Consider the following 14002-nt stretch of genomic DNA (forward strand, 5'->3'; position numbering starts at 1 on the left):
AGGGGGCGGCTAGATTATCGATGCCCCCCGCTGGGGGGGCCTCAAGAGGCTACACGTTGAGCGCGACGGTTAAGAGATTTGTTGCTGGCTGACCATTTGCTGCGTCAGGCTGGGAAGGTGTGCTGGGTATAATCGAGCGCATCAATGTTTCTGCTTGGTTCAGGATTTGGCCGTTTCGAGGTGAGTTTGATGCGTATTTTGTTGACCGGTGCGACGGGTTTCGTCGGGCGAGCAGTGATGGAGAGGATTGCCGAGGTTTCGGGCCTTGATCTGCTCGTAGCGCTGCGGCGCCCTTTCACAGGGATACCTGTCGGAGTCACCAGTATTCAAGTTGGCGAGTTGGCGGCGGATGCGGACTGGAAGAGCGCGTTGGTTGGGCGGGATGTTGTCGTCCATGCTGCTGCCCGCGCCCATGTTTTGAATGAGACCGTCGCAGATCCGACTTCGGAGTTTCGTCGTGTGAATGTCGATGGAACATTGGCGCTGGCGAAACAGGCGGCGGCCGCTGGGGTCAAGCGATTCGTTTTCATTAGTTCGATCGGGGTGAATGGCAATCAGAGTTCGCGACCCTTCACCGAGGACGATTCACCCCATCCCGTAGAGCCTTACGCTGTTTCCAAACTAGAGGCTGAGCAGGGGTTGCGGTTGTTGGCCGTCAAGACTGGCATGGAGGTCGTGATTATCCGTCCTCCGCTCGTATATGGGCCCAATGCGCCAGGAAACTTCGCGCGACTGATCAAACTTGTATCTAAAGGGCTTCCCTTGCCCTTCGCTGCGGTGCAAAACAAGCGCAGTCTTGTTGCCTTGGATAATCTGGTTGATTTCATTCTTACTTGTATGAGTCACCCGGCTGCCGCGAACCAGACCTTTCTCATCGCTGATGGGGAGGATCTTTCCATTGGGGATTTGCTTCGTCGACTGGGCGGAGCACTTGGCAAGCCAGTTCGGCTGTTACCAGTATCGGCCTGGGTCTTGGAAATGGGGGCCGCAGTGTTGGGCAGGAAAGCGTTGTATCAGCGCCTTTGTGGGTCTCTGCAGGTGGATATAACCAAAGCAAGAACCTTGCTTGGCTGGGTGCCCGTGTCAAATGTTGATAAGGCCCTTGGCAAAACTGCTTCTTATTATCTGGAACATCAAGAAAGATGATTATCTGGTGGGTGCTGGCAACCGTTGTCGTAGCATCGCTTCTTATGACTGGAGCATTGCGTCGATACGCTCTTAATCGAAGTCTGATGGATATTCCGAACGCCAGAAGCTCACACTCGGTACCGACTCCACGTGGGGGGGGCGTGGCAATTGTTGTTGCATTCCTTGTGGCGCTTCCTGTGCTTGCGATGCTCGATATGTTGCCCTGGCAGCTACTATGGGCGCTATCTGGAGCGGGGTTCTGGGTTGCCGTCGTGGGGTTTCTTGATGATCATGGCCACATTGCCGCGCGATGGCGACTACTTGCCCATTTCGTTGCAGCTATCTGGGCCTTGTTCTGGTTGGGTGGACTTCCGTCGATAGAATTGTTGGGCATTCATGTTCAGCTCGGCTGGGTGGGGCACGTGCTTGCCGCACTTTATTTGGTCTGGCTTTTGAACCTTTACAATTTCATGGACGGTATCGACGGTATCGCCAGTGTTGAGGCCATTTCTGTAGGCCTTGGAGGGGCGTTCCTTTATTGGTATCTCGGCTACGGTTCTCTGGCTGTCGTGCCGGCACTGCTGGCCGTTGCAGTTGCTGGCTTTCTCTACTGGAACTTTCCTCCAGCGCGGATATTCATGGGGGATGCAGGAAGTGGATTCCTTGGGGTTTCTCTCGGCATTCTTTCGCTCCACGCGGGCTGGGTAGCGCCCCAGCTTCTATGGTGCTGGATAATTATGCTGGGGGTGTTCATAGTGGACGCGACCTGGACCCTGATCCGCCGTTTGCTCCGGGGGGACAAGGTGTATGAGGCCCATAGGAGCCATGCATACCAGTTCGCGTCGCGACAGTACGGCCGACATCTGCCGGTGACCCTTGCAGTCACGGCAATAAACCTTTTTTGGCTGTTCCCGATTGCGGCGTTGGTTGGCAACCGTGTTGTGAGCGGGCCGCTTGGCTTGATTGTCGCCTACCTGCCGCTGTTGATCCTTGCCGTGAAATTCAGGGCGGGTCATAAGGAGTAGGCTGTTCCAGTCCGGGATACCTGGCGCGGGAAACTCTGACTGTCGCCTTGTGGTCGTTATTCCGCGACAGTGGGGTGTTAGCATTGCTGCGGTTTCGCTTGCCTTCTGGAAGGCGACGATTTCGGAGGTGAATTTGGGAAATGAATGTTTTGCGGGGCGCGACAAGGTGAGGAAAGGATGACGAATACGCTGCGCAAATGGCTTCTGAGCTGGCCAAGGCGTTACAAGCGCTTGCTGCAGGTGATTGTCGACGTGCTGCTCGTGTGGGTCGCACTGTGGCTTGCCTTTGTCGTGCGCTTGGGGGGAAATGAACTCGTACATCCCTTTGGCGGGCATGCCTGGCTGTTTGCCCTGGCGCCAGTGGTTTCGATACCGCTTTTCATTCGCATCGGGATGTACCGGGCGGTAATGCGCTACTTCGGCAACGATGCTCTTATTGCGATCGTCAAGGCTGTCAGTCTGTCGACCTTGATCCTGGCGCTGGCGATCTATTGGTACCGTGGCGCCCCCGAAATGATTCCCCGTTCCCTTGTATTCAACTATTGGTGGTTGAGCCTGGTGTTGGTCGGCGGATTGCGCCTGGTCATGCGTCAGTACTTCTTGGGAGACTGGTTTGCCGCGGCGCGCCAGATGCCGTTCGTGACCGCGCAGGATGGTCTTCCGCGGGTTGCGGTCTATGGTGCCGGGGCGGCAGGTAACCAGCTGGTCGCGGCTTTGCGTCTGGGGCGGGTTATGCGGCCTGTGGCTTTCATCGACGATGACAGCAGCATCGCGACTCGAACCATAGCCGGCTTGCAGGTCTACAAGCCCAAGCACATCGGTCAGATGATCGAGCAGACCGGAGCCCAGGAAGTGCTACTGGCTATTCCGTCTGCTTCCAGAGAGCGCAGAAGGCAGATTCTGGCTGATCTGGAACGCTATCCCCTTCACGTGCGCAGTATCCCCGGCTTCATGGACCTGGCCAGCGGCAGGGTGAAGGTGGATGACATCCAGGAGGTCGATATCGCCGACCTGCTGGGTCGTGACGCGGTGCCTCCCCGCAAGGAGCTTTTCGAGCGCTGCATCCGTGATCAGGTGGTCATGGTGACCGGTGCCGGTGGTTCCATCGGTTCGGAGTTGTGTCGGCAGATCCTGAGTTGCGGTCCGCGGACCTTGATCCTCTTCGAGCACAGCGAGTTCAACCTGTACAACATTCAGATCGAACTCGAGCGCCGGATCTCTCGAGAGTCGCATAACATCCACCTTGTCCCCATTCTCGGGTCGGTGCGCAATCTGGTTCGACTGCACGATGTGATGCGGACCTGGCGCGTGGACACCGTTTATCACGCGGCAGCTTACAAGCACGTTCCTATCGTCGAGCACAACATTGCCGAAGGCGTACTCAACAATGTGATGGGGACGCTCTACACCGCGCAGGCGGCGATCAAGGCGGGTGTCGATAATTTCGTGCTGATCTCGACGGACAAGGCCGTTCGACCCACCAATGTCATGGGAGGTACCAAGCGCCTCTCGGAAATGGTCCTGCAGGCCTTGAGCCGGGAGTCGGCACCCGTCTTGGTGGGGGAAGAGGCTTCCGTTCACCGGGTCAACAAGACTCGTTTCACCATGGTCCGCTTCGGCAATGTCCTGGGGTCTTCCGGCTCGGTTATTCCGTTGTTCCGCGAGCAGATCAAGCGTGGCGGCCCGGTTACCGTGACCCATCCCAATATCACACGTTACTTCATGACCATTCCTGAAGCCGCCCAGTTGGTTATCCAGGCGGGCTCGATGGGGCAGGGGGGGGACGTGTTCGTGCTGGATATGGGGCAGCCGGTGAAGATTGCCGAGCTTGCGGAGAAGATGGTTCACCTGTCCGGTCTGACCGTTCGCTCGGAGAAGAATCCCAGTGGTGACATCGCCATTGAGTTCACTGGCCTGCGACCGGGCGAGAAGCTCTATGAAGAGCTGCTGATCGGTGACAATGTGAATCCCACCGAGCATCCCATGATCATGCGGGCCAACGAAGAGCATCTGCCCTGGGATGTGTTCAAGCGCATGCTGGCCGAGCTCTTCGCTGCGGTCGAGAGTGATGACTATGTGCGTGTGCGCCAACTCCTACGCGAAACCGTCAACGGATACACCCCAGAAGAGGAAATTGTTGACTGGATCCATCAACAGCGCCGCATTGAGCCTTCCAGCTCCAGGCATTAGTTTGTGTGAGGGCGGTTGAGGATGTACCGCCCTTTCCCTTACTGATGACAAGGAGTGTTCATGATGTTGCGCGTTCGTGTTGCCTCGCTGTTTCTTGCTCTCTGTACGCTCTTCCTTGGATTTGGCCAGGTCGCGGTTGCCGCGCCGAAGGAGGCTGCGGCCGCTGTCGCCAGTGCTGAGCAGCAGACCGGCAAGATCAATATCAACTCGGCTGATGCGGCTACCCTGCAGGGCCAGATGATTGGTATTGGCGAAACCAAGGCCAAGGCAATCATCCAGTACCGGGAGGAGAATGGTCCGTTCTCCTCGGTGGATGAGCTTCTCGAGGTCAAGGGCATTGGTGCCAAGACCCTCGAGAAGAATCGCGAGAAACTCAGCGTGGAGTAATGCAGCAAAGCGTTGAAGAGCCGGCCGCGATGGCCGGCTTTTTAATGCCTGCGGGAGTGTTGATGCAGCGCTCCTGCGGCAGGGGCCGTATCCGTCGGCAGTTCTGGTGCCGCATGACGAACAGGCCCGCGGGATGAACTGGATGTCATTCAATCTGGCCCCGCGACCTGGACTCGACGGCGCCAGCCGAACGCGCTTCAGCGCGGCCCCGAAGGGGTGAGGGCCGCAGGCCCGAATAACCTGGGACGAAGTCCCTGGTGAGAGTCTTGAGCACAAAGAAAAAGCCCCCGGCATGTGCCGAGGGCTTTCGAATTGGCTCCGCGACCTGGACTCGAACCAGGGACCCAATGATTAACAGTCATTTGCTCTACCGACTGAGCTATCGCGGATCGGATGCGCGTATCTTACTGATTAGAAAGGAGAAGTCAAGCATCTGCTTGAGCTTCTCCAAATTCTTTTCAGAGGACCTGGGCGATGGCGCGGGTAATGGTTTCCAGGTTGCTGTTGTTCAGCGCGGCTACGCAGATACGGCCAGTGCTGACGGCGTAGATACCGAACTCGTTCTTCAGGCGCTCCACTTGCTCGGCCGTCAGGCCGGAGTAGGAGAACATGCCGCGCTGGCGAGCCACGAAACTGAAGTCACGCTTGGCGCCGGCGAGTCGCTCGACCATGGCCAGGCGCATGGCGTGGATGCGGGTGCGCATTTCGCCCAGCTCCTCTTCCCACATGGCGCGCAGTTCGGGGCTGTTGAGCACCGAAGCGACCACGGTGGCGCCATGGGTCGGCGGGTTGGAGTAGTTGGTACGGATCACGCGCTTGACCTGGGACAGCACGCGGCCGGCTTCTTCTTTCGAGCCGGTCACCACGGACAGGGCGCCAACGCGCTCGCCGTAGAGGGAGAAGGACTTGGAGAAGGAGCTGGACACGAAGAATTGCAGGCCCGATTCGGCGAACAGGCGTACCGCGAAGGCATCCTGGTCGATGCCTTCGCCGAAGCCCTGGTAGGCGATGTCGAGGAAAGGTACGTGCTCGCGCTCGCGCAGGACTTCCAGGACGGCTTTCCAGTCATCCAGACCGAGATCCACGCCGGTGGGGTTGTGACAGCAGGCGTGGAGGACCACGATGGAGCGAGCGGGCAGGGCCTTGAGGTCTTCCAGCAGGCCGGTGCGGTTCACGCCATTGGTGGCCGCGTCGTAGTAGCGGTAGTTCTGCACCGGGAAGCCGGCGGACTCGAACAGCGCGCGATGGTTTTCCCAGCTCGGATCGCTGATCGCAACGACAGCGTTGGGCAGCAGGCGCTTGAGGAAGTCGGCGCCGGTCTTCAGCGCGCCGGTACCGCCTACGGCCTGGGTGGTGACCACACGGCCCTGTGCCAGCAGTTCGGAATCGGCGCCGAACAGCAGCTTCTGCACGGCCTGGTCGTAGGCAGCGATGCCTTCGATCGGCAGGTAGCCGCGCGGAGCATGGGCTTCGATGCGGGCCTTTTCCGCTTCAGCTACAGCACGCAGGAGCGGGATGCGGCCCTCCTCGTTGTAGTAGACGCCCACGCCCAGGTTGACCTTGGTGGCACGGGGGTCGGCGTTGAACGCTTCGTTGAGACCCAGGATGGGGTCGCGCGGAGCCATTTCGACGGCAGAAAACAGACTCATGATGCGGCAGCTCGGAGGAGGAAGGTGAGGATGGGATGCAACCCCGAACGATGTGCGCTAGGGGTTGCGCAATCGGGCCGGTATTATAGCGGCCCAGACAGCTTGCGGCGACATCGCGCGCAAGCTTTCCGCCAGGTATGACGCCCGTTCTGCGCAGGTGTCACATCCAAAGTCGAGGTCAGCATGTCGGAGTTCCAGCTTGTCACCCGCTTCAAGCCCGCCGGCGACCAGCCGGAGGCCATTCGCCAGATGGTGGAAGGGCTGGAGGCCGGCCTTTCGCACCAGACCCTGCTGGGTGTGACGGGGTCGGGGAAGACCTTCAGCATTGCCAACGTGATTTCCCAGGTTCAGCGTCCTACGCTCGTGCTGGCACCGAACAAGACCCTGGCGGCCCAGCTTTACGGCGAGTTCCGATCCTTCTTTCCGAACAATTCGGTCGAGTACTTCGTGTCGTACTACGACTACTACCAGCCGGAAGCCTATGTACCGTCCTCCGATACCTATATCGAGAAGGATGCCTCGATCAACGACCACATCGAGCAGATGCGGCTGTCGGCAACCAAGGCCCTGCTGGAGCGGCCGGATGCCATCATTGTCGCCACCGTATCGTCCATCTATGGCCTGGGCGACCCGGCGTCCTACCTGAAAATGGTGTTGCACATCGACCGCGGCGACCGTCTCGACCAGCGCAGCCTGCTGCGACGCTTGGCGGAGCTGCAGTACACCCGCAACGACATGGATTTCGCGCGCGCCACCTTCCGGGTTCGCGGCGATGTCATCGATATCTTCCCGGCGGAATCTGACCTGGAAGCCATTCGTGTCGAGCTGTTCGACGACGAAGTGGAAAGCCTGGCGGCCTTCGACCCGCTCACTGGGGAGGTCATCCGCAAGCTGCCGCGCTTCACCTTCTATCCAAAGAGCCACTATGTGACGCCCCGCGAGGTGCTGCTGGAGGCGGTGGACCAGATCAAGGAGGAATTGAAGGAGCGTCTGGAACAGTTGCGCACAGCCAACAAACTGGTAGAAGCCCAGCGGCTGGAACAACGCACCCGCTTCGACCTGGAGATGATCCTCGAACTGGGCTACTGCAACGGTATCGAGAACTACTCCCGCTACCTCTCCGGCCGCGCCGCGGGCGAGGCGCCGCCGACGCTCTATGACTATCTGCCGGCCAACTCGCTGCTGGTAATCGACGAATCCCACGTCACGGTTCCCCAGGTCGGCGCCATGTTCAAGGGCGACCGTTCACGCAAGGAAACCCTGGTGGAGTACGGCTTCCGCCTGCCCTCGGCGCTGGACAACCGTCCCTTGCGCTTCGACGAGTGGGAGGCCATCAGCCCGCAGACCATTTTCGTGTCGGCCACTCCCGGGCCGTACGAGGGCGAGCATGCTGGGCGGGTGATCGAACAGGTGGTGCGGCCCACCGGACTGGTTGACCCGGAAGTGGAAGTGCGTCCGGCCACCACCCAGGTGGACGATCTGCTCTCGGAAATCCGCAAGCGCGTCGCCGTCGAGGAGCGGGTGCTGGTCACCACCCTGACCAAGCGCATGGCCGAGGACCTCACCGACTACCTGGCCGACCACGACGTCAAGGTGCGTTACCTGCACTCGGACATCGACACCGTCGAGCGCGTGGAGATCATCCGCGACCTGCGCACCGGTGCGTTCGACGTGCTGGTGGGCATCAACCTGCTGCGCGAAGGCCTGGACATGCCGGAAGTTTCCCTTGTGGCCATCCTCGATGCGGACAAGGAGGGCTTCCTGCGCTCCGAGCGCTCGCTGATCCAGACCATTGGCCGCGCCGCGCGCAACCTCAACGGCAAGGCGATCCTCTATGCAGACAACGTCACCGGCTCCATGCAGCGGGCCCTTGGCGAGACCGAGCGGCGCCGTGCCAAGCAGATGGCCTTCAACGAAGCCCACGGCATAGTGCCCAAGGGGGTCAAGAAGGACATCCAGGACATCCTCGAAGGCGCCACCGTGCCCGGCTCGCGCAGCAACAAGCGCAAGGCCATGGCCAAGGCGGCGGAGGAGAGCGCCCGCTACGAGGCCGAGCTGCGGTCGCCCAGCGAGATCACCAAGCGTATTCGCCAGATGGAAGAAAAGATGTTCCAGTTGGCCCGGGACCTGGAGTTCGAAGCCGCGGCGCAACTGCGCGACGAGATCCAGAAGTTGCGGGAACGCTTGCTGCAGCTCTGAAATTGGGCGCCGATCGGCGCCCTTCATTACCCTCAGCGGTGGCCAAAGCTGATCGGCGCGACGCCCAGTTCGAGATCAGTGGGCGGCGGCGCCTGCGTTTCCGGTAGCGCCGGAGGGCAGGGGGCGCGTGAGCAGCACGGCGAGCATGCTGACGCCGAGGGCGATGCCGATGAAGTGGAAGGCGTCGTTGTAGGCCATGATGCTGGCTTGTTGATGGGCGATTTCACTGAGTTTGCCAAGGGCCGCTTGCTCGCTGCCGAGCTTCTCGGTCAGCAGGGCGAGGCGCTCGGCGATTTGCGGATTGCTTGGTACCAGGGATTCGCGCAGATAGTCGAAATAGACCTTGGCGCGTGCATCCAGCAAAGTGGCGAGCAGGGCGATGCCGATGGCGCCACCCAGGTTGCGCAGGATATTGAACAGGCTGGAGGCCGAACCTGCATCCTGGGGCTGGATGTAGGCGGTGGCGATCAGCGACACGGTCACCATCACCAGGGGCTGGCCCAGGGCGCGGATGATCTGGATCTGGTTGAACTGCGGGCCGGCGAAGTCCGGGTTGAGCACCCCGGAGGCGAAGCTGGCGTAGCCGAACAGGCCAAAACCCAGCGCGCAGAGGAGCTTGGGTGGGATCACCTTCATCAGCTTCGGCACCAGCGGAATCAGAAACAGTTGGGGAATGCCCATCCACATGATCACTTCGCCGATCTGTAGCGCGTTGTAGCCCTGGATCTGTGCGAGGTAGAGCGGCAGCACATAGATGGAGCCGTACAGGCCCATGCCCAGGCCGACGCTGGAAATGCTCGACAGTCCGAAGTTGCGGTTCTTCAGGATGCCCAGGTTGATCAGCGGATCGGGTCGGGATACCTGGAGGATGACGAAGAGGACGAGGCTGATCAGTGCAACGCTGCCGAGTCCGACGATCAGCTCCGACTCCAGCCAGTCCTTGCGATGACCTTCCTCGAGGAACACCTGCAGGCAGCCGAGCCCCACTCCCAGGGTGACGATGCCGGCGTAATCGGTGCGCTTGAGCAGATCCCAGTGCGGCGTTTTCTTTTCCAGGCCGTAGAGCAGCCCGGCGATCATCAGCAGGCCCGGCGGCACATTGATGTAGAAGATGTACTCCCAGCCGAAGTTTTCCGTCAGCCAGCCACCCAGGGTGGGACCGATGGAAGGAGCGAAGGTGGCGGTGATGGCGAACAGCGCCATGCCCTTGGCGCGGTGGTGTTCCGGCAGCTTGATCAGGGTGAGGGTGAAGGCCAGGGGAATCAGTGCGCCGCCGGTGAAACCCTGCATGGCGCGGAACAGGATCATGCTTTCCAGGCTCCAGGCCAGGGAGCAGAGCAGCGAGGAGATGAGGAAGCCGATCGATACCCAGACCGCCAGGCGTCGGGCCGAAAGCAGCTGCACCAGCCAGGCGGTGAGGGGAATCATGATGATTTCCGCCACCAGATAGGAGGTGGAGATCCACGAGCCTTCTTCCAGGGTCGCGGAAAGGGCACCCTGGATGTCCTTGAGCGAGGAATTGGTGATCTGGATATCAAGTACCGCCATGAAGGCGCCGAGCATGGCGCTCATCACCGCGATCCAGTCGCGGCGCGTCGGCTCGCCGCTGGGACGGATCAGGGCATCAGCCGCCATGGCTTTCGGCCTTCAGGCTCACCTTGACCAGTACGGACATGCCCGGGCGAATCCGCCCCTTGAGTGGGTGATCGGCGGCGAGGGTCAACTTCACCGGAATGCGCTGCACCACCTTGGTGAAGTTGCCGGTGGCGTTGTCCGGGGGCAGCAGGCTGAACTGTGCGCCGGACGCCGCGAACAGGCTGTCCACGCGGCCTTCGATCGGGGTGTCGGGGAAGCTGTCGAACACCAGTTCGGCCTTCTGGCCGGGCTGCATGCGCTCGATCTGGGTCTCCTTGAAGTTGGCCTGGACCCAGATGTCCGCATCCGGCACCAGGGACAGCAGGTGGGCGCCGACCTGTACATACTGGCCGTTGCGTGCGGCGCGCTGGCCGACACGGCCATCCACGGGAGAGCGGATCTCGGTGCGACCGAGGTTCAGCTCCGCCTGGGCGACTTCGGCGCGGGCATTGGCGATCTGGGCATCCAGGCGCTTGATCTCGGCGTTCAGGGCGTCCACCTGCTGGCGCTGGGCCTTGAGATCGGCCTCGGCCTTGGCCACCTGGGAGCGGGCGACGCGGGAGTCGGCGGAGAGGGTAGTGACCCGTTCTTCGGAGATGAAGCCAGGCTTGCGCAGGGTCTGGGCACGCGACAGGTCGATCTGGGCGCGGCCCAGGGTGGCCTGGCTGGCAGCCACATCGGCCTGGCTGGCGGCGATCAGGCTGGACTGCTGGGCGAGCTTGGTCTGCGCCTGGGCCAGTTCGGCCTCGCGGGTGGCGAGTTGGGCGCGGGCGCGTTCCAGGGCCAGCTTGAAGTCGTCCGCCTCCAGGCGCACCAGCAGGTCCCCTTTGCTCACCTGCTGGTTGTCGCTGACCAGCACCTCTTCGATGCGCGCGCCAAGCTGGCTGGAGATGCGGGTGATCTCGCCCTGCACATAGGCGTTGTCGGTGCTTTCGACAAAGCGACCGACCAGCAGCCAGTGGGCGAAGAGCGCGGCGATGGCCAGTGCCACCAGGGCGATGAAGGTGAACAGGCGGCGTTGCAGTTTGGCAGGCATGGCAAAACGTGGCTCGAAGTCTTTGCAGAATGTTGCGAATCTAGCAGTGTTCCGTGCTCGCAAATAGCCGCTACAATTCAGAAACTTTGTTGCTTATAGGGAACAATAATGGGGCTGGATGATGCGCTGATCTTCACTCGCGTGGTCGAATGCCACAGCTTTACCCAGGCGGCCCAGAGCCTGGGCATGCAGAAGTCCACCGTCAGCCGACGCATCGCCCTGCTGGAAGAACGCCTGGGGGTGCGCTTGCTCAATCGCACCACACGCAAGCTTCGCCTGACCGAAGTGGGGCTGGCCTACTACGAGCGCTGCCGGCAGATCATGCTGGACTTCGCCGAGGCCGAGCAGGCGGTGATGCAACTGCAGCAGGAGCCATCGGGACTGTTGCGGATCACCGCGCCCATCGAGTTCGGCCAGCTGTTCCTGGGCAAGGTGCTGGGCAATTTCATGCGCCAGTACCCGCAGATCACCGCGGAGGTGGAAATCACCTCGCGCAATGTCGATCCGCTGGAGGAGGGCGTGGACATCGCCATCATGATCGGCCAGCCCCAGGACTCCACGCTGATCGCGCGCAAACTGTTCGAGAGCGGCCGCCGGCTCTGCGCCAGCCCCGCCTACCTGGCGGCCCATGGCACGCCGCGCACGGTGGAGGCGCTGGCCGGCCACCGCGCCGTGCTGCTGCCCCAGGATTCCCAGCGCTACTGGATGCTGCAGGGCGAAAGCGTGCCCTGCCAGCGCGTCCTCTATTGCAACAACATCACCTTCGCCCGCGAGGCTGTGCTGGCCGGAGCTGGCATCGCCGCGCTGCCACTGATGTTCACCGAGCCGGCCGTGCAACGTGGCGAGCTGATCGAGCTGTTGCCGGAGGCCCGGCTGCCCAGTGGCGAAATCTATGCGGTCTACCCGTCCCGGCGCTTCCAGGCGATGAAGGTCAAGGCATTCCTCGACTTCCTGATGCGCAGCCTGCCGGTGCAGGAAGGACACTTGCTGGAGCCCGCGGCGGCCAGCCTGATAAGATCGCGCCTTTGATCGTCCCTCTGTTTCGAGAGCAACTCATGACCACCGTCCGTACCCGTATCGCGCCGTCGCCCACTGGCGACCCGCACGTGGGCACCGCCTACATCGCCCTGTTCAACCTGTGTTTCGCGCGCCAGCACGGCGGTCAGTTCATCCTGCGCATCGAAGACACCGATCAGCTGCGCTCCACTCGCGAGTCCGAGCAGCAGATCTTCGATGCCCTGCGCTGGCTCGGCATCGAGTGGGATGAAGGTCCGGATGTCGGCGGCCCTCACGGCCCGTATCGCCAAAGTGAACGCGGCGAGATCTACAAGAAGTACTCCCAGGAGCTGGTGGACAAGGGGCACGCCTTCCCCTGCTTCTGTACCGCCGAGCGCCTGGACAAGCTGCGTGCCGAACAGACCGAGCGCAAGGAAACTCCGCGCTACGACGGTCATTGCATGCACCTCGCCAAGGACGAGGCCGATCAGCGCATCGCCGCTGGCGAGCCCCACGTGGTGCGCATGAAGGTGCCCAGCGAAGGCGTCTGCGTGGTGCCGGATATGCTCCGTGGCGATGTCGAGATCCCATGGGACCGCATGGACATGCAGGTGCTGATGAAGACCGACGGCCTGCCCACCTATTTCCTTGCCAACGTGGTGGATGACCACCTGATGGGCATCACCCATGTGCTGCGCGGCGAAGAGTGGCTGCCCTCGGCGCCCAAGCTGATCAAGCTCTACGAATACTTCGGCTGGGAGCAGCCCAAGCTCTGCTACATGCCGCTGCTGCGCAATCCGGACAAGAGCAAGCTGTCCAAGCGCAAGAATCCCACCTCCATCACCTTCTACGAACGCATGGGGTTCCTGCCCGAGGCGATGCTCAACTACCTGGGGCGCATGGGCTGGTCCATGCCGGACGAGCGCGAGAAGTTCTCCCTGGCGGAGATGGTCGAGCACTTCGACCTGTCCCGTATTTCCCTGGGCGGTCCGATCTTCGACCTCGAGAAGCTCTCCTGGCTGAACGGCCAGTGGATCCGCGAGCTGCCGGTGGAGCGCTTCGCCGCAGAGGTGCAGAAGTGGGCACTCAATCCGGAGTACCTGCTGCGCATCGCGCCGCACGTGCAGGGCAGGGTGGAGACCTTCAGCCAGATCGCGCCGCTGGCCGGCTTCTTCTTCTCCGGTAGCGTGCCGTTGGATGCCCGGCTGTTCGAGCACAAGAAGCTGAACCAGGACCAGGTGCGCCAGGTCATGCAGCTGGTGCTGTGGAAGCTGGAGTCCCTGCGCCAGTGGGAGAAAGACCGCATCACCGGCTGTATCCAGGCCGTGGCCGAGTCCCTGGAGCTCAAGCTGCGCGACGTGATGCCGCTGATGTTCCCGGCCATCACCGGTCAGGCCAGCTCGGTTTCCGTGCTGGATGCCATGGAAATCCTTGGGGCCGACCTCAGTCGCTTCCGTCTGCGCCAGGCCATCGAGTTGCTCGGTGGCGTGTCGAAGAAGGAAACCAAGGAATGGGAGAAGCTGCTCGCCGCCATCGCTTGATGGCCTTGTGGCTGGCGCGGGGAAGGGCTCGCGCCAGTCGGGTAAGTGTTTGTTCTTCCAGATAAAAAAGTTCGTGTTGTTGTAAAAATATTGTTGACAGCGGGAGGGGGCGCCCCTAATATGCGCCCCGTCCTCGCGACGGGGCTATAGCTCAGCTGGGAGAGCGCTTGCATGGCATGCAAGAGGTCGACGGTTCGATCCCGTCTAGCTCCACCA

At 61.4% G+C, this 14002-nt stretch carries 10 protein-coding genes and 2 tRNA genes; 8 read left to right on the forward strand and 4 right to left on the reverse strand.

Annotated elements, in window-relative coordinates; translation table 11 throughout:
- Window positions 1-144: 144 nt before the first annotated feature.
- The 4 genes from ACFPU0_RS09610 (at window position 145) to ACFPU0_RS09625 (ending at window position 4730) form a co-directional block, all read left to right on the forward strand.
- Window positions 145-1146 carry an NAD-dependent epimerase/dehydratase family protein gene (locus tag ACFPU0_RS09610; RefSeq protein ID WP_377692701.1) on the forward strand — a complete coding sequence of 334 codons (1002 nt, stop codon included), beginning with the start codon at window positions 145-147 and terminating at the stop codon, window positions 1144-1146.
- On the forward strand, window positions 1143-2153 hold the full coding sequence (locus ACFPU0_RS09615; RefSeq protein ID WP_377692702.1) for an MraY family glycosyltransferase: 1011 nt from the start codon (window positions 1143-1145) through the stop codon (window positions 2151-2153). The genes ACFPU0_RS09610 and ACFPU0_RS09615 overlap by 4 nt, the downstream gene beginning before the upstream one ends.
- A gap of 177 nt (window positions 2154-2330) precedes the next feature.
- Window positions 2331-4343 (forward strand): polysaccharide biosynthesis protein, encoded by a 2013-nt coding sequence (locus ACFPU0_RS09620; protein WP_377692703.1) that lies wholly within the window; start codon window positions 2331-2333, stop codon window positions 4341-4343.
- Between the two features lie 63 nt (window positions 4344-4406).
- A complete protein-coding gene (locus ACFPU0_RS09625) occupies window positions 4407-4730 on the forward strand; it encodes a ComEA family DNA-binding protein (protein ID WP_377692710.1) in 324 nt (107 codons plus the stop codon).
- 313 nt (window positions 4731-5043) lie between these two features.
- Here the strand turns inward: ACFPU0_RS09625 and ACFPU0_RS09630 are convergent.
- Together ACFPU0_RS09630 and ACFPU0_RS09635 are read right to left on the reverse strand one after the other, a co-directional pair.
- Window positions 5044-5119 (reverse strand) — tRNA-Asn (locus tag ACFPU0_RS09630).
- Window positions 5120-5188: 69 nt separating this feature from the next.
- Window positions 5189-6379 carry an amino acid aminotransferase gene (locus ACFPU0_RS09635; RefSeq protein ID WP_377692704.1) on the reverse strand — a complete coding sequence of 397 codons (1191 nt, stop codon included), beginning with the start codon at window positions 6377-6379 and terminating at the stop codon, window positions 5189-5191.
- A 183-nt stretch (window positions 6380-6562) separates the two neighbouring features.
- On the opposite strand from ACFPU0_RS09635, the gene uvrB reads away from it, so the two are divergent.
- On the forward strand, window positions 6563-8578 hold the full coding sequence (uvrB, locus tag ACFPU0_RS09640; RefSeq protein ID WP_377692705.1) for an excinuclease ABC subunit UvrB: 2016 nt from the start codon (window positions 6563-6565) through the stop codon (window positions 8576-8578).
- A 75-nt stretch (window positions 8579-8653) separates the two neighbouring features.
- Here the strand turns inward: uvrB and ACFPU0_RS09645 are convergent, their stop codons facing one another.
- A complete protein-coding gene (locus ACFPU0_RS09645; protein ID WP_377692711.1) occupies window positions 8654-10153 on the reverse strand; it encodes an MDR family MFS transporter in 1500 nt (499 codons plus the stop codon).
- A gap of 49 nt (window positions 10154-10202) precedes the next feature.
- On the reverse strand, window positions 10203-11249 hold the full coding sequence (locus ACFPU0_RS09650) for an HlyD family secretion protein (protein ID WP_377692706.1): 1047 nt from the start codon (window positions 11247-11249) through the stop codon (window positions 10203-10205).
- 108 nt (window positions 11250-11357) lie between these two features.
- Between ACFPU0_RS09650 and ACFPU0_RS09655 the strand changes: the two genes are divergently transcribed.
- The 3 genes from ACFPU0_RS09655 to ACFPU0_RS09665 all read left to right on the forward strand — a co-directional run bounded on the left by ACFPU0_RS09655 (window position 11358) and on the right by ACFPU0_RS09665 (window position 14002).
- On the forward strand, window positions 11358-12278 hold the full coding sequence (locus tag ACFPU0_RS09655) for a LysR family transcriptional regulator (protein ID WP_377692707.1): 921 nt from the start codon (window positions 11358-11360) through the stop codon (window positions 12276-12278).
- A gap of 26 nt (window positions 12279-12304) precedes the next feature.
- Entirely contained in the window at window positions 12305-13786 is a 1482-nt protein-coding gene (gene gltX / locus ACFPU0_RS09660) for a glutamate--tRNA ligase (RefSeq protein ID WP_377692708.1), read from the forward strand.
- Window positions 13787-13926: 140 nt separating this feature from the next.
- A tRNA-Ala gene (locus tag ACFPU0_RS09665) sits at window positions 13927-14002 on the forward strand.

It is taken from the genome of Pseudomonas sp. GCM10022186 (assembly GCF_042656385.1).
Taxonomy (GTDB): Bacteria; Pseudomonadota; Gammaproteobacteria; order Pseudomonadales; family Pseudomonadaceae; genus Metapseudomonas.